The following is a 15,597-nucleotide window of genomic DNA, read 5'->3' as shown; positions in this document are numbered from 1 at the left end:
AACCGGACATTATACTGGTTCAGCCCCGCTTGGTAGCAGCAAGCGGGAGAAACCCGCCTGAAAATGGCGCCGCCAGCCTTTTTTATCATGTTGACCACGTAGCGGCCGGCTTTTATGGCAACATGATTCTTTTATCAATCACGGGGAGCACAGCATGATCAAGGGATTACGCACCGTTACCTACCCGGTTGCCGACCTGGCGCAAGCGAAGGCGTGGTATGCCGACGTGTTCGGCTGCGCGCCATATTTCGACCAGCCGTTTTATGTCGGTTTTGCGATCGGCGGTTTTGAACTCGGCCTGCTGCCGGGCGGCGAGCCGGGCACGCAGGGCAGCATCGCCTACTGGGGCGTCGACGGCATCGAACAGGAGGTGGTCCGCATCCTGGCGCTGGGCGCGACGCTGCACCACCCGCTCACCGACGTCGGCGACGGCATCCGCACGGTGGAATTGCTGGACCCGTTCGGCAACCAGCTGGGATTGATCGACAATCCTCACTTCGATGCGTCGGCGGTGCGCTGAACGTCGCCGCCATTGTGCATGCCTTGCTGTTGCAGCCACAGCCGAAATTGGGTCACCGCGGCTTTTTCCTGGACCGCCTCGGGCGTGATCAGATAATACGCCCGCTGGCCGCGCAGCGGCCGGTCGCAGACGATGGCCAGCTCGCCGCGCGCCAGCTCCGCTTCGACCAACATGCGCGGCAGCAGCGCCACGCCCAGCCCCTGGGCGGCGGCCATCGCCAGCATCGAGAATAATTCGTAGCGCGGGCCGTGCAGCGCCAGCTCGGCGCCGACTTGCATCGCGTCGAACCATTGGCGCCACGCTTCCGGGCGCGTGCTTTGCTGTAACAGCGGCAAGGCGGCGATCTCCCCCGGCCGCCAGCCGGCACGCCCGGCCAGCAGGCGCGGGCTGGCCACCGGCACGATATCTTCCATCATCAACAGCGCGGTCCGGGTGCCCGGCCATTTGGCCAGCTGCTCCGGCGTGCCGGCGTACAGCGCGGCGTCGTACTCGGTGTCGGCGAACATGAAAGGCCGGGTGAAGGCGTCGATATGCACGGTGATGTCCGGATGTTCCAGTGCCAGCCCGGACAGGCGCGGCATCAGCCAGCGGGTGGCGAAGGTCGGCACCGACGCGAGGCGCAACGCCGCGCCGCCGCCCTGGCGCGCCATCGCATCGAGCGTGTCGCGTTCCAGGCCGTCGAGCCGGGCCGCGATTTGGCGCGCATACGCGGCGCCGGGCGGCGTCAGCAGCACGCCATGCCGGGTGCGCTGAAACAGTTGCACTCCAAGAAAGGCTTCCAGCGACGAAATCTGGCGCGATACGGCGCTCTGCGTCAGCGACAATTCGCGCGCCGCGTGGGTATAACTTTGATGGCGCGCCGCCGCCTCGAAACAGTGCAGCGCCTGCAGCATCGGGATTTTGCGTGTCATCGTGGGGAACGGTAGCGTGGGAAGCACCGAGTATGCCGCAAGATATGCTTTATATGCATATCTGGGTGCAAATAAATCGTTTGCGCAAGGTATGCCGAAAACCTAATATGAGCCACATTCAATGTAGCGACCGACACCATCATGAGCAAAACCGTTTTCGACTGGCAATCCCCCTTATTACTCGACGAACAACTGACTGCCGATGAACGCGCGGTGCGCGCAGCGGCGCGCGATTATTGCCAGGGCAGCCTGGCGCCGCGCGTGCTGGAATCGTTCCGCCACGCGCGCACCGATGCGTCGATCTTCCGCGAAATGGGCGAACTGGGTTTGCTGGGCAGCACCATCCCGGAAGCGTACGGCGGCGCCGGCCTGAACTATGTGTGCTACGGCCTGGCGGCGCGCGAAGTGGAGCGCATCGATTCCGGCTACCGTTCGATGATGAGCGTGCAATCGTCGCTGGTGATGGTGCCGATCCATGCCTTCGGCAATCAAGCGACCAAGCAAAAATACTTGCCGAAGCTGGCGAGCGGCGCATGGATAGGCTGCTTCGGCCTGACCGAGCCGAACCACGGTTCCGATCCCGGCAGCATGGTGACGCGCGCTAAAAAGGTGCCGGGCGGCTACAGCCTGAGCGGCGCCAAGATGTGGATCACCAACAGCCCGATCGCCGACGTGTTCGTGGTGTGGGCCAAGGATGACGAAGGCGCGATCCGCGGTTTCGTGCTGGAAAAAGGCTGGAAAGGTTTAAGCGCGCCTGAAATCCACGGCAAGGTCGGCTTGCGCACCAGCATCACCGGCGAAATCGTCATGGATGAGGTTTTTTGCCCGGAAGAAAACGCCTTCCCCGACGTGCGCGGCTTGAAAGGCCCGTTCACCTGCCTGAACAGCGCCCGTTACGGCATCGCCTGGGGCGCCTTGGGGGCAGCCGAGGATTGTTATGAAAAAGCGCGCCAATACACCCTCGACCGCGTGCAATTCGGCCGTCCCTTGGCCGCCAACCAGCTGATCCAGAAGAAACTGGCCGACATGCTGACCGACATCACACTGGGCTTGCAAGGCTGTTTGCGTCTGGGACGCATGAAGGATGAAGGCAGCGCGGCGGTCGAAATCACGTCCATCATGAAACGCAACAGTTGCGGCAAGGCTTTGGAGATCGCCCGCATGGCGCGCGACATGATGGGCGGCAATGGCATTTCAGACGAGTTCGGCGTGATCCGCCATTTGGTCAACCTGGAAGTGGTGAATACCTACGAAGGCACGCACGATGTGCATGCCTTGATCATCGGCAGGGCGATCACGGGCATCGCCGCCTTCCATTGAGGATTAGCGCAAAACCAGCTTCAGGGCCGGTTTTTCGCCATAGTCTTCATACCGCTCATTGATGCCGCCGATGCAGAACGTGACTTCTTCCAGGATATCGGGCGCTTGCTGCCGCATCAGCGCGGCATCTTGCACGACGATTTCCAGCACTTCATTGGCTTTCAGGCGGAATGTGCTCATGCCGTCTGCGTCGCGCAAATAACTGAGGCAATCGACCCAGGCATCCATGCTGTTGCCGTAAAACTCGGGGAAACCGAAAGCGGTCTTCGATTGAGCATGAAAACTGCTCCAGTCGCTAATGTCCTTACCATTCAATACAGCACTAGGCATATCATTTCTTTTCTTGTAAAGATGCTTCAACGGCATCGGTGACGAAAGCCAGCCGGCTCAAGCCGCTGGACTGGGCTTGCGCCATGACTCGCGCCACCACTTCATAACGGGTGTCCTTATCGGCGCGCAACTGCAATGTCGGTTGCGGCGCCAGTGTTGCGGCTTGCTGCAGGCGCATGCCGAGTTCTTCCGGCGCCAGCACTACATTATTCCAGAATATCCTGCCTTGGCGATCAATCGACACGCTGACCACGGCCGCCGGCTGGCTTGCCGCTGACGGCTGTACCTGCGGCAAGTCCAGTTGCAGCGCCTGCGTCAACACCGGCGCGGCGATGATGAAAATCACCAGCAGCACCAGCATCACGTCCACCATCGGCGTGACATTGATGTCGGCCATCAGCGGCTGCGGCTGGTGTTTGCTGAAGGAGCCGAATGCCATGTCCATCCTTACGGGCGCTGATTGGCACTGCGCAAACAAGCGTGCAAGTCGAACGCGAAGGCATCCAGTTCGGCCAGCGTCAGGCGGTTCACGCGCTGTAAACCGTTATAGGCCAATACCGCCGGGATCGCAACCGTCAAACCGATCGCGGTCATGATCAGCGCTTCGCCGACCGGGCCGACCAGGTGTTCGAGTTGCGCGGCGCCACGTCCCGACAAGCTGGCCAGCGCGCGGTAAATACCCCATACCGTGCCCAGCAGCCCGACAAACGGCGCGGTGGCGCCGATCGACGCCAGCACGGCCAGGCCGCTCTCCAGGCGCTGGGTGGAACGGTGCAGCGCCAGCCGCAGCACCTGGGTCAGCTGTTCATCGCGCTCCAGCCCGGCGCCCAGCGTGCCGGCGCCGCGCTGCGATAGCGCAGCGCCTTGCACGGCCAGCGGCAGATAAATCTTTTCCTTGTCGGTAAGGCCGAGCACGACCAGTCCATCGTCCAAGCCGGGCGCATCCCAGAAAGCGTCGAGCGTGCCGGCGCTGCGGCGGATGCGCCACGCACTCCAGCTTTTGGCGAAGATCAGATACCAGCTGGCCAAGGACATGCACAGCAACAGCCAGGCAACCGCATGGCTGATGGCGTCGCCCTGGGCCCAGTATTGCGCCAGACTGAATGGATGGCCTGGCGCGGGGTTCATGGCAGTGGTGAAGGCTTATTTCAGCGACAGCACGTCTTGCATGTCGAACAGGCCGGTCGGCTTGTCGGCCAGGAAGCGGGCGGCGCGCAAGGCACCTTGCGCATACGTCGCGCGGCTGCTCGATTTATGGCTGATTTCGATGCGTTCGCCGATACCGGCAAACAGCACGGTATGGTCGCCGACGACATCGCCGCCACGGATGGTGGCAAAACCGATGGTCGACGGATCGCGTTCGCCGGTCACGCCTTCGCGGCCGTAGACGGCGCATTCCTTCAAGTCGCGGCCCAGCGCGCCAGCCACCACTTCGCCCATTTGCAGCGCGGTGCCCGACGGCGCATCGACCTTGTGGCGGTGATGCGCTTCGATGATTTCGATGTCGTAGCCTTCGGACAAGCTCTTGGCGGCCAGCTCCAGCAATTTCAAGGTCACGTTGACGCCGACGCTCATGTTCGGCGCGAACATGATGGCGGTCTTTTCGGCGGCGGCGGCGATCGCCGCCTTGCCGGCCGCGTCGAAACCGGTGGTGCCGATGATCATCTTGATGCCGTGTTCGGCGCAATACGCCAAATGTTGCAGCGTGCCTTCCGGACGGGTGAAGTCGATCAGGTAATCGGCGCCGGCCAGGCCTTTGGCCAGGTCGGATTCGATCAGGACGCCGGCCGGCTTGCCGAGGAAGGCGGCGGCGTCCTGGCCGATGCCAGGCGCGGCGGCGATATCGAGCGCGCCGGCCAGGATCGCGTCCGGCGCATTGTCGACGGATTCAATCAGGATGCGGCCCATGCGCCCGCTGGCGCCGGCGATTGCAATTTTCAATTCACTCATGCTGTTCTCTGCTGATTCTTTTATTTAACGGGTTGCACGGCTGGCTGCGGCGCGGGCTGCGTTGCCGGCTCGGCTGCCGGGGTTGCCGGCGGCGTCACTGGCACGACCGGCGCGGCCGGCACGGTTTCACCCGAGGTGCTTGCCGCTGGCGCAGTCATAGCAGCTGGCGCGGCGGCGGGTGCCGGTGCGGCGGCTGGCTGGTCTTTCTTCTCGATCACTGGCGCCGGACCGGCGATGCGTGCAATGTATTCTTTCTCGGTTGGCAGATTACCGCCCTCGAAACGCGCAACCTTGCCGTCTTTATCGAAGAAAATCACGACCCGGCTAGTGGTCAGCTCGCCATTGCCCTTGGCCAGGCGGAATGGGTAATCCCAGCGGTCGGCGTGGAAAATATCTTGCAGCAATGGCGTGCCCAGGACAAAACGCACCTGGTCGCGTGTCATGCCGGCCTTGATTTGCGCCAGCATTTCTTCGGAAATGAAGTTGCCTTGCTGGATCACAGGACGATATGGCGAGAAAAACCACAGAAATTTCTGCAACTTGGTGACGGTGGTGGTCTGCGCGCCATTTTCAGGCACGACCTCGGGGCCGCCGACGGTGGTGGCGGCCGGTTTTTCGCCCAGCACACTACGCCCCGCGCAGCCGGAGACAGCCAGCACAGCGCACATCACGGCGGCGAGTAGCGGCGCCTTGAATTGGATACGGTGCAAGAAAGACGGCGATAAATCCTGTGTTACGCGCATAAGTGACCTCAATTTGATGAACAGGAGGCTAGGCGCTCCCGGCTAAAACGCTATATGATAAAGCACCTGACCCACATACGAGCAACAAACATGAGTAACAATCCTAGCGACCTCAAGGCCAGCGGCCTGAAAGCCACTCTTCCACGACTGAAAATACTCGATATTTTCCAGAGCAGCCCGGTACGCCACCTGACCGCGGAAGACGTCTACAAAATTCTGTTGGCCGACAACATGGATGTCGGTTTAGCAACAGTGTACCGCGTACTGACACAGTTCGAGCAAGCAGGTTTGCTGAACAGGAATCATTTCGAAACCGGCAAGGCGATTTTCGAACTCAACGAAGGTTCGCACCATGACCACCTGGTCTGCCTCGATTGCGGCCGGGTCGAGGAATTCTTCGATGAAGAGATCGAAGTGCGCCAGCAGCGCGTGGCGGAAGAGCGCGGTTTCAAGATCGCCGAACACGCGTTGGCGATCTATGGCAATTGCACCAAGACCGCCTGCCCGCACAAGCCGGCCTGACTCGGGCCGGCCGGCACCGCAAAGGTGCCGGCCGGCCGCTCTCCGCGTTAAGCCGGTCGCTCTCTGCGTTAATGATGGCTGAGCGCGTTCGATAGGAGTTTGGCGGTGATATCGACAATCGGTATCACGCGCTCGTAGGCCATCCGGGTCGGTCCGATCACGCCCAGCGTGCCGACGATCTTGCCGTTGACGCCATACGGCGCGGTGACCACGCTCATTTCATCCATCGGCACCAGGTTCGATTCGCCGCCGATGAAAATCTGCACCCCGGTCGCCTTGCTCGACACATCCAGCAGCTGCATCAAGCCGGTCTTTTGTTCGAACATGTCGAACATCTGGCGCAGCGACGTCATGTTCGACGACAGGTCGCTGACACTGAGCAAATTGCGTTCGCCGGCGATCACCATGTCGTCGCTATGGTCGGCCATCACTTCGCTGCCCGCTTCCACCGCCACCTGCATCAAACTGCCCATATCGTCGCGCAACTGGCGCAACTCGGCTTGCAGGCGGATGCGCACGTCGTCGAACGACAGGCCGCCGTAATTCTGGTTGATGTAGTTGGCCGACTGTATCAGTTGCGCCGGTGTATAGTCGGCCTCGGTCAGCAGCAAGCGGTTTTGCACGTCGCCGGTCGGACCGACGATCACCAGCAAGATGCGTTTTTCAGACAGGCGCAGAAATTCGATTTGCTGGAACACCGATTCGCGCCGCGGACTCAGCACCACGCCGGCGAATTGCGACAGCGACGACAGCATTTGCGCCGCGTTGGCGATCATCTTTTGCGGCTGCTGCAATTGCTGCAGCCGCATGCGCGACTCGACCGACTGTTCATCGATATGCTGCACCGTCAACAGCGTGTCGACAAAGATGCGGTAGCCGCGCGGGGTCGGAATCCGGCCGGCCGAGGTGTGCGGGCTGGAGACATAACCCAGTTCTTCCAGGTCGGCCATGATGTTGCGGATAGTGGCCGGCGACACATCCAGGCCGGAAATTTTCGACAGCGCGCGCGACCCTACCGGCTGGCCGTCGGCGATATACCGTTCGACCAGGGCTTTCAAGAGTGTTTTGGCTCGGATATCGAGTTGCATAGGTTTATTCTCGCCAGATGCGCGGGTAAAGACTGTTCTGTTTTGCTACTAAAGTAAGCATATTATGCACTTTCAACGCGATGACGGCACATCAATCTTGCAGTTCGACTGCGAGCCACGCGATCAACTCATCGAATGAGGCGCACATCGCATCCGGCACGATGCCCGCCGCCAGATGCGCGTCGCTGCCGGCGCGGTTCATCCAGACCGCCCGCATGCCGGCGTTTTGCGCACCCGCGACATCCAGCCGCAAGTCGTCGCCGACATAAATCGCCTCGTGCGGCGCAACCCCCAGCGCTGCGCAGGCGGCCAGGAAAATCGCCGCATCCGGCTTGGCCCGGCCGAAATCGCACGCCGCCAGCGATACCTTGAAATGGTGGGCCATGCCGATCACTTCAAGGTCGGCAACGCCATTCGATATCGAACCAAGCAACAATTGATCCTTCAAGCGCTGCAGGCCCGGCAACACATCGCCGTAAGGCGTGACGACATTGCGCGCCGCCATGAACAGCGCCATCGCGGCATCCACCTTGGCCACATCTTCACCGGCCAGCGCGAATACTTCCAGCAAGCCGGCGCGGCGCAAAGCGCCCAGGTCGATATGGAAATGCGGCTGTTCCGCCAGCAAGGCCAGCCTGCGCCGGCGCAGTTCACGGATCGAAAACTGTTGCGCCACCCGTGGCGCATGCAATGTCAGCCAATCATGCAACAGCGTTTCCGCCCGTTCGATGACCGGGCCGATCGGCCACAGCGTATCGTCGAGGTCGAACAAGATGGCTTTGGGGCGGACATGGGTCATGGATCTCATCGGGTCAAAAGGAAAGGTGCGGCGAACCTGCATAAAACGTATTGTCGCATTTATCCGAGGCAGCGCATAAAAGCTTCGCCCTTGGGCCACGCCCTTGGGCCGCGCCCATGGTGCCGCCTCTCGCCGTGGCAATAGATAATTTGTTACAGGGAGATACAAGAGGAGATCAATCGCCGAACCAGATAGACTAAAATAGACGCCAATTGTTAATGTATATCAAACTGCGCAAGTGTCGGCGTTGCGCGTCCTTACCTGTTTTTGGAGAATTTATGAAAAGTTTGTATCTGCGCCCGATCGTGGCGGCGGCATGCGCACTGAGCCTGGCGGCATGTGGCGGCGGCAGCGGCAATCTGTATCTGGGTGGCGCCATCACTGGCCTGGCCAAGACCGGCTTGATCTTGTCCAACGGCGCGTCAACGGTCACGGTCTCCTCCGGCGCCACCACCTTTGTGTTCAACGACCTGATCGGCAGCGACGCCACCTACAACGTGCAGGTCCAGCAACAGCCGACCGGCGCGAAATGCACCGTCACCAATGGCCAAGGCAAGGCCAACAATTTCAATGTCAATACGGTGATCGTCAGTTGCCTGACCGACCAGTACACCCTGGGCGGCACCATTACCGGCTTGACCACCAACGGTTTGATCCTGGTCAATGGCGCAGATGCCACCAGCCCGCCGGCCAACGCCACCAACTTCACTTTCGGCGGCACTGTCGGCGACGGCTCCGCGTACACCGTCACCGTGCTGCACCAGCCTGACGGCCAGACTTGCTCGATCGCCAATGGCGTGGGCCGCCTGGGCTCGGCCAACGTCAACAACCTGCAAGTAAGTTGCACCACCCCATAATATCAGCGGCTTGTCGCGGCGCCCCGGCGGCGCCGGCGGTACTTGTTTCCTTACCGCTTGCTCCCTTACATTTTTATATCTGGAGAAATACATGAAATTATCCTGCCTGCGCCCCCTGGTGGCGCTGCTGATCAGCGTGGCGCTGAGCGCTTGCGGCGGTAAAGCATCGTTCAGCGTCAACGGTACGATCCGCAATTTGAACAATCCCGGCCTGGTGATGGCCAACAATGGCGACACGGTATCGCTGCCGGTCGGCGCCACCTCGTTCACCTTCCCGAAAAGCATAGACTATGGCACGGAATACAATATTGTCGTACAGACCCAGCCACAGCACATGACCTGCGGCGTGGATCTGAACAGCGTCACCCCGCCGCCCTCCCCCGCGTCGGGTTCGGCCGGCCAATTCCCATCGATTCTGGTTCCCTTTATCTGCGTGCAAAACAGCTATGCGCTGGGCGGCACCATCACCGGCCTGACCGTGGCCGGCCTGGAACTGGGCAATGGCAGTAATACCACCACCGTCTTGCCGGCGGCGGCCGCGACTACCTTCACGTTCGCCGACAAGGTACCGTTTGGCACGTTCTACAGCGTCGGCGTGGTGACCCAGCCACCAGGCCTGACGTGCAGCGTCACCAACGGCACCGGCACCATGGGTGAAGCGGCAGTCACCAACGTCGGCGTCGCCTGCGTGCCAAAATGATCAATCACCTCCGGCGCACGGCGCCGGAATGGATCAGACAGGCAAGATATCACCATGCCTTATATTTGGTATGTGAAAGATAAATTGGTGTTATATGCGGCAACGCAGCATAATGCATCTGTCTCCTCCAACTCTTCCAAGAATTGGATTTAGCCCGCTTTCACCAGCGGGCTTTTTTTTGCCTGTTTTAAAGCTTCTTGCCGGACGACTGGTCTATCACTGGATGAAACAGTTGCACGATGCTGGAAAAGTCCAGCTGGCCATGGCCGTTTTGCTGGTGCATCTGGAACAGTTGCCGCGTCAAACCGCCCAGCGGCGTCGCCGCATGGGCCGACAACGCCGATTGCTGGGCCAGGCCCAGATCTTTCAACATCAGCGCGGTGCCGAAACCGCCGCTGTAATTGCGCGACGCGGGCGCCGTCTCCATCACGCCCGGCCACGGGTTATACACTTCCAGCGTCCAGTTGCGGCCGGAACTCTTGGCCATGATGTCGGACAGCACTTTCGGATCCAGGCCATGGGCCACGCCCAGGTTCAGCGCTTCCGCGGTGCCCGCCATCAAGATACCCAGCAACATGTTGTTGCAAATCTTGGCCACCTGGCCGGCGCCGGCGCCGCCCGCATGGAAAATATTCTTGCCCATTTTTTCCAGCAGCGGCCGCGCGCGCTCCAGCGCCTCCGCTGCGCCGCCGACGATAAACGTCAAGGTGCCGGCCGCCGCGCCGGCGGTGCCGCCGGACACGGGCGCATCGAGCATCGCGAAACCGCGCGCCTGCGCCGCGTCGGATACTTGCCGCGCGACATCTGCGGCGATGGTGCTGCAATCGATCAGCAAGGCCCCGGGCGCCGCCGTATCGAGCACACCGCCAGCCGCCAGATACAAGTCTTGCACGTGCTGATTGGCTGGCAACATGGTGATCACGGCATCGGCCTGGCGCACCGCGTCGGCGGCCGACCCCGCCGCCGTGGCGCCCGCCTGCGCCAGCGCGGCCACGGCGGCCGGCGCCAGGTCGAATACGCTGACCTTGAAACCGGCGGCCAGCAAATTGCGCGCCATCGGCGCACCCATATTGCCCAAGCCTATGAAGGCGATGTTTTGCATCTCTTTTCTCCGTTGTGATTGGATTAATTTACCCAGGGCGCCTGGAAATACTCGTCGAGATACTCCTGGCTCACTTCCGCCAACGTCGCCGGCAACCAGCACGGCCGGTTATCCTTATCGATCAGCAAGGCACGCACGCCTTCGGCAAAATCCGGATGTGCACAACATTGCACCGCAACAATCAATTCCAACTGGAACACTTCAGCCAGGCTCATGTGACGGGTACGGCGGCGCATTTCCCATACCAGCGCGGCCGATACGGGAGCGCCGCCGGCCAGCGACCTGGCCGCTGTTTGCAGCCATGGCGACGGCCCGTCATACGCACTGATCGCGGCGTGCACGTCGGCCAAGGAACGCGACACCGTCATCGCCTGGATCGCCTCGAAGTTGGCCGCCACTTCGGAGGCCGGCATCATCGCCGGCGGTGCGCTGAAACCGCGCAGCAAGCGGTCCAGCGCGACATGGTTAACCGCCGCATCGGCATGCCACTGGGTCAGCGCCAGCGCATCGAGCAGCATGGAGCGGTCCGACTGTTGCAGGAAATAATCGCCCAAGCCGCTGAACAGCGCATCGCCGGCATTCATGACGGCGCCGGTCAGGCCGAGGAACAAGCCGCTGCGCCCCGGCATGCGGCCCAGGAACCAGCTGCCGCCGACATCCGGGAACAGGCCGATGCTCATTTCCGGCATCGCGATGCGGGTGCTTTCGGTGACTACCTTGTGGCTGGCGCCGGCCATCAAGCCGAGGCCGCCGCCCATGACGATGCCGCCGCCCCATACCAGCACCGGCTTGGCGTACCCGTGGATGCGCTGGTCGAGCCGGTATTCTTCGCTGAAGAACGCCAGCGCGTCCGGGTTCGGCATAAGGGCCGGATCGGCGACGATGGCGTTGCGCAAGCTGCGCACGTCGCCGCCGGCGCAAAACGCCTTGTCTGTGCTCGATTGCAAGACCACGCAGGCGATGGCCGTATCGTCGGCCCACTTGAGCAGCGCGCCATCGATGGCGCGTATCATGTCCAGCGTCAGCGCATGCAGCGACTTGGGCGCGTCGAGCGTGATCAGACCCAGCTTCATGCCGCCGGGACAATCGCGCTGTTCGATGCGCACCGTCAGATTGTTGTCGCCGGTATCAGCCATTGGACCACTCCGCCTGGCGTTTGTCCAGGAAAGCCGACACGCCTTCTTTTTGATCCTGGGTATCGAACAGGCCGACGAACAATTCACGCTCCAGCGGCAGCGATTGCGCCAAGGGATTGCTGCGCGCCCCCTGGATCAGCGTCTTGCAGGCTGTCACGCTGCCCGGGCTTTGGCGCGCCACCCTGGCCGCCAATGCCAGCGCCTTGGCCAAGCCCTGCCCTGCCGGCACGACTTCCTCGACCAGGCCGATAGTCAGCGCCTGCGCCGCGCCGACCCGCTCGCCGCACAAGATCATGCGCTTGGCCCAGCCTTCGCCGACCAGCCACGGCAAATTCTGCGTGCCGCCGGCGCAGGGCAGCAAGCCGACCGATGCTTCCGGCAAGGCCATCTGCGCATGCTCTTCGGCAATCCGGATATCGCAAGCCAGCGCGCATTCCAGTCCGCCCCCCATCGCATACCCGTTGATGGCGGCGATGCTGACGCCACGGAAGGCCGACAACGCCTCAAACGCGCGGCCAAAGGTCTGCGCCATCTCGGCCGCCGTGCCCTTGTCGCCGTCGGCAAACAGGTTCAAGTCGGCGCCGGCCGAGAAAAACTTGGGACCGTCGCCGGTGATGACCAGCGCATAGATTGCCGGGTCGGCATTCAAGTCGGCCACCAGCCCGGCCAGCGAGGCCAGGCTGGCCAGCGTCCAGGTATGGGCCGGCGGATTGTTCAGCGTGACGATGGCGGTATGCTCGCGCCGTTCCAGGATTAAATTGGTATAGGTTTTAGTCATCGTAAGGTCTCGGTGGCGCCGTCCTTCAAGATCGCCCGGGCGATAATCAGGCGCATGATTTCATTGGTCCCTTCCAGGATTTGATGGACCCGGTTGTCGCGCACATGGCGTTCCAATGGGTACTCGCGTATATAACCATATCCGCCATGCAATTGCAGCGCCTCATTCGCGACCATGAAGCCGGCGTCGGTGGCGAAGCGCTTGGCCATCGCGCAATAGGCGCTGGCGTCCGGGCTGCCGCTATCGAGTTTCCAGGCCGCCAGGCGCACCATCTGGCGCGCCGCGACCAGTTCGGTCAGCATGTCGGCCAGCTTGAATTGCAGCGCCTGGAATTGCGCCAGTTCGCGGCCGAACTGGGTGCGTTCCTTCATATAAGCCTGGGCCCGTTCCAGCGCCGCCTGGGCGGTGCCGACCGAACAGCTGGCGATATTGATGCGCCCGCCATCCAGTCCTTTCATCGCGATCGCAAAACCCTCGCCCTCGGCGCCCAGCAAGTTGATGGCGGGCACCCGGACCTGGTCGAAATTGATGGTGCGGGTAGGCTGGCTATTCCAGCCCATCTTTTCTTCTTTCTTGCCATACGCGATGCCCGGCAAATCGGCCGGCACGGCAAACGCTGAAATGCCGCCGGCGCCGTCCGCGCCGGTGCGCGCCATGACGATCAGCAAGTCGGTCTGGCCGGCGCCTGAAATAAAGGCCTTGGCGCCGTCGAGCACATAATGGTCGCCGTCTTTTTTCGCCCTGGTGCGCAGCGAAGCCGCGTCGGAACCGGCATGCGGTTCTGTCAGGCAATAACTGCCCAGCTTTTGTCCGCTGGCCAGCAACGGCACCCACGCGTCGCAGAGCGCTTGATTGCCCCAGCGCGACAACATCCACGTCACCATATTGTGGATCGTGATATAGGCCGTGGTCGAGGTGCAGCCGGCGGCCAGCTCCTCGAACACGATGGCCGCGTCCAGCCGCGACAAGCCGAGGCCGCCCCAGCGCTGCGGCGTGTACAAGCCGCAAAAGCCCATCTCGCCAGCCCTGGCGATGGTGTCGCGCGGGAAGATGGACGCGGCGTCCCACTGCGCCGCGTGCGGCGCCAGTTCGCCGGCGGCAAAGTCGCGCGCGGCTTGCTGGAATGCGCGCTGCTCGTCAGTCAATGCAAAATCCATGATGTTCTCCAGCCGTTTGTTTCAAGCCGCTTACTTGAGGCTGATGGTGGTATTGACCTTGCCGACCGACGCGCTGTCGGCGAACCAGCGCTGGGTGACCGTTTGCGTCTGCGTGTAAAACAGCACCACTTGCTTGCCGTACGGCCCCAGGTCGCCCAGCTTGGAGCCGCGTGAACCGGTAAAGCTGAACAGCGGCACCGGCACCGGGATCGGCACGTTGATGCCAACCTGGCCGACGTCGATTTCTTCCTGGAAGTAACGCGCCGCCGCGCCGCTCTGTGTGAACAGCGCCGTGCCATTGCCGTTCGGATTGGCGTTGACGAGGGCGATCGCTTGATCCAGCGTATCGACCTCGACCACGATCAAGACCGGGCCAAAGATTTCCTGGTCATACACGGCCATGCCGGGCTTGACGCCGGACAAGATGGTCGGACCGACGAAGTTACCGTCAGGATAGCCTTCAACCTTGACGCCGCGGCCATCCAGCGTCAGCACGGCGCCCTGTTCGACGCCCTTGGCGATCAAGCCGCACACGCGCTCCTTGGCGGCGCAGGAAATCAGCGGGCCGAGATCGGGATTATCCTTGCCGGCGCCGACTTTCAAGGTCTGCGCCTTGGCGCTCAATTCCGCCAGCCAGTCGCGCGCCTCGCCGACCAGCACCGCCACCGACGCCGCCATGCAGCGCTGGCCGGCCGCGCCGAAACCGGCGCCGAGCAACTGGTTCAGGGTTTGTTCCTTGTTTGCATCCGGCAACACCACCGCATGGTTCTTGGCGCCCATCATGCATTGCGCCCGCTTGCCGTTCAGGCTGGCGCGCTGGTAGACATGGGTGCCGACCTTGCTGGAGCCGACAAAGGAAATCGCCTTGATGTCGGGATGGTCGCACAGCGCGTTGACCACGTCTTCGCCGCCATGCACCAGGTTCAGCACGCCGGCTGGAATGCCGGCCTGCAAGGCCAGCCGCACCAGTTTTTCGGTCACCAGCGGATCTTGCTCGGACGGTTTCAACACAAAGGTATTGCCGCAAGCAATCGCCATCGGGAACATCCACAGCGGTATCATGGCCGGGAAATTGAAGGGCGTAATGCCGGCGCACACGCCCAGCGGCTGCATCACGCTATAGGTATCGACGCCGCCGGCGACGTTTTGCGCGAACTCGCCCATTTGCAGCGTGCCGATATTGGCGGCGTGCTCGACCACTTCCAGGCCGCGGAACAGGTCGCCCTCGGCGTCCAGCAAGGTCTTGCCCTGCTCGGCGGTCAGCGTCGCGGCCAGCTCGGCCATGTTGTCGCGTATCAATTGCTGCAATTTCAGGAAAATCCGGGCGCGCGTGCCGATCGGCGTCTTGCGCCACGTCTTGAAGGCGCCGTGCGCGGCGGCGACCGCGGCCGCCACTTCGTCGCTGGTGGCGAACGGCACCCGCGCCAGCACTTCCTGGGTGGCCGGGTTGACCACGTCGCGCCATATCTTGCTGTTCGATTCGACCCACTCGCCATTGATCAATAACGGTACGGTCGGGATGGCGCGGCTATTCTGGGCTGTCATGTTTTCTGTCTCCGGTGGATGCTGCGTAACTATCGATACGGTTCTTTCGCATTATTCGCACAAAGAGCAACACAGTAAAGACGTGAAAATGCGAGATAATGCGAAGCACAGCTTGTTAATCTGCGAATTTTGTAAATTC

Annotated in this window: 18 protein-coding genes; 5 read left to right on the top strand and 13 right to left on the bottom strand. The window is 62.0% G+C overall.

Annotation, left to right across the window (positions count from 1 at the left end; all coding sequences use genetic code 11):
- Positions 1-154 precede the first annotated feature (154 nt).
- The gene (locus GJA_RS01945) at positions 155-520 is read left to right on the top strand and encodes a VOC family protein (protein ID WP_038488188.1); all 366 of its coding nucleotides are present in this window, start codon (positions 155-157) and stop codon (positions 518-520) included.
- On the opposite strand, the gene GJA_RS01940 is transcribed toward GJA_RS01945, so the two are convergent.
- Positions 493-1,431, bottom strand: a complete 939-nt coding sequence (locus tag GJA_RS01940) for a LysR substrate-binding domain-containing protein (RefSeq protein WP_051780152.1) — start codon at positions 1,429-1,431, stop codon at positions 493-495. The genes GJA_RS01945 and GJA_RS01940 overlap by 28 nt on opposite strands.
- Before the next feature lie 141 nt (positions 1,432-1,572).
- Here GJA_RS01940 and GJA_RS01935 point away from each other — a divergent pair, with 141 nt between their 5' ends.
- A complete protein-coding gene (locus GJA_RS01935; RefSeq protein WP_038488185.1) occupies positions 1,573-2,751 on the top strand; it encodes an acyl-CoA dehydrogenase in 1,179 nt (392 codons plus the stop codon).
- Positions 2,752-2,754: 3 nt separating this feature from the next.
- On the opposite strand, the gene GJA_RS01930 is transcribed toward GJA_RS01935, so the two are convergent.
- Genes GJA_RS01930 through GJA_RS01910 form a run of 5 tightly spaced genes read right to left on the bottom strand, consistent with a single transcriptional unit; the run spans position 2,755 to position 5,741 of the window.
- Positions 2,755-3,081 carry a barstar family protein gene (locus GJA_RS01930; protein WP_038488182.1) on the bottom strand — a complete coding sequence of 109 codons (327 nt, stop codon included), beginning with the start codon at positions 3,079-3,081 and terminating at the stop codon, positions 2,755-2,757.
- Position 3,082: 1 nt separating this feature from the next.
- The gene (locus GJA_RS01925; RefSeq protein WP_038498376.1) at positions 3,083-3,520 is read right to left on the bottom strand and encodes an ExbD/TolR family protein; all 438 of its coding nucleotides are present in this window, start codon (positions 3,518-3,520) and stop codon (positions 3,083-3,085) included.
- Between the two features lie 8 nt (positions 3,521-3,528).
- On the bottom strand, positions 3,529-4,209 hold the full coding sequence (locus GJA_RS01920) for a MotA/TolQ/ExbB proton channel family protein (RefSeq protein WP_038488179.1): 681 nt from the start codon (positions 4,207-4,209) through the stop codon (positions 3,529-3,531).
- Positions 4,210-4,224: 15 nt separating this feature from the next.
- Complete coding sequence (gene dapB / locus GJA_RS01915) at positions 4,225-5,031, bottom strand: 4-hydroxy-tetrahydrodipicolinate reductase (RefSeq protein WP_038488176.1); 807 nt, start codon at positions 5,029-5,031, stop codon at positions 4,225-4,227.
- Positions 5,032-5,051: 20 nt separating this feature from the next.
- Positions 5,052-5,741, bottom strand: a complete 690-nt coding sequence (locus GJA_RS01910) for an outer membrane protein assembly factor BamE (protein WP_422567897.1) — start codon at positions 5,739-5,741, stop codon at positions 5,052-5,054.
- Between the two features lie 123 nt (positions 5,742-5,864).
- Between GJA_RS01910 and fur the strand changes: the two genes are divergently transcribed.
- Entirely contained in the window at positions 5,865-6,296 is a 432-nt protein-coding gene (fur, locus tag GJA_RS01905) for a ferric iron uptake transcriptional regulator (RefSeq protein WP_038488173.1), read from the top strand.
- A gap of 68 nt (positions 6,297-6,364) precedes the next feature.
- On the opposite strand, the gene hrcA is transcribed toward fur, so the two are convergent.
- The gene (hrcA, locus tag GJA_RS01900; RefSeq protein ID WP_038488170.1) at positions 6,365-7,384 is read right to left on the bottom strand and encodes a heat-inducible transcriptional repressor HrcA; all 1,020 of its coding nucleotides are present in this window, start codon (positions 7,382-7,384) and stop codon (positions 6,365-6,367) included.
- 91 nt (positions 7,385-7,475) lie between these two features.
- Positions 7,476-8,183, bottom strand: coding sequence for an HAD family hydrolase (locus GJA_RS01895; protein WP_038488167.1), 708 nt, complete (start codon positions 8,181-8,183; stop codon positions 7,476-7,478).
- Positions 8,184-8,461: 278 nt separating this feature from the next.
- On the opposite strand from GJA_RS01895, the gene GJA_RS01890 reads away from it, so the two are divergent.
- Together GJA_RS01890 and GJA_RS01885 are read left to right on the top strand one after the other, a co-directional pair.
- Positions 8,462-9,040: a hypothetical protein gene (locus GJA_RS01890; RefSeq protein ID WP_051780150.1), complete on the top strand. Its 579-nt coding sequence runs from the start codon at positions 8,462-8,464 to the stop codon at positions 9,038-9,040.
- Positions 9,041-9,131: 91 nt separating this feature from the next.
- Complete coding sequence (locus GJA_RS01885) at positions 9,132-9,740, top strand: hypothetical protein (RefSeq protein WP_038488164.1); 609 nt, start codon at positions 9,132-9,134, stop codon at positions 9,738-9,740.
- A 187-nt stretch (positions 9,741-9,927) separates the two neighbouring features.
- Here GJA_RS01885 and mmsB read toward each other — a convergent pair whose 3' ends face one another.
- Genes mmsB through GJA_RS01860 form a run of 5 tightly spaced genes read right to left on the bottom strand, consistent with a single transcriptional unit; the run spans position 9,928 to position 15,458 of the window.
- On the bottom strand, positions 9,928-10,842 hold the full coding sequence (gene mmsB, locus GJA_RS01880; RefSeq protein ID WP_038488163.1) for a 3-hydroxyisobutyrate dehydrogenase: 915 nt from the start codon (positions 10,840-10,842) through the stop codon (positions 9,928-9,930).
- Positions 10,843-10,865: 23 nt separating this feature from the next.
- On the bottom strand, positions 10,866-11,978 hold the full coding sequence (locus GJA_RS01875; RefSeq protein WP_051780148.1) for an enoyl-CoA hydratase/isomerase family protein: 1,113 nt from the start codon (positions 11,976-11,978) through the stop codon (positions 10,866-10,868).
- Positions 11,971-12,756 (bottom strand): enoyl-CoA hydratase, encoded by a 786-nt coding sequence (locus GJA_RS01870; RefSeq protein WP_038488162.1) that lies wholly within the window; start codon positions 12,754-12,756, stop codon positions 11,971-11,973. The genes GJA_RS01875 and GJA_RS01870 overlap by 8 nt, the downstream gene beginning before the upstream one ends.
- Positions 12,753-13,913 (bottom strand): acyl-CoA dehydrogenase family protein, encoded by a 1,161-nt coding sequence (locus GJA_RS01865; RefSeq protein WP_038488161.1) that lies wholly within the window; start codon positions 13,911-13,913, stop codon positions 12,753-12,755. Before GJA_RS01865 ends, GJA_RS01870 begins: the two co-directional genes overlap by 4 nt.
- A 30-nt stretch (positions 13,914-13,943) precedes the next feature.
- Positions 13,944-15,458 carry a CoA-acylating methylmalonate-semialdehyde dehydrogenase gene (locus GJA_RS01860; protein ID WP_038488159.1) on the bottom strand — a complete coding sequence of 505 codons (1,515 nt, stop codon included), beginning with the start codon at positions 15,456-15,458 and terminating at the stop codon, positions 13,944-13,946.
- Between the last annotated feature and the right edge of the window lie 139 nt (positions 15,459-15,597).

The organism is Janthinobacterium agaricidamnosum NBRC 102515 = DSM 9628 (assembly GCF_000723165.1).
Taxonomy (GTDB): domain Bacteria; phylum Pseudomonadota; class Gammaproteobacteria; order Burkholderiales; family Burkholderiaceae_D; genus Janthinobacterium; species Janthinobacterium agaricidamnosum.
The sequence above is the reverse complement of the archived record's forward strand: the minus strand, read 5'-3'. Positions and strand labels throughout refer to the sequence as shown.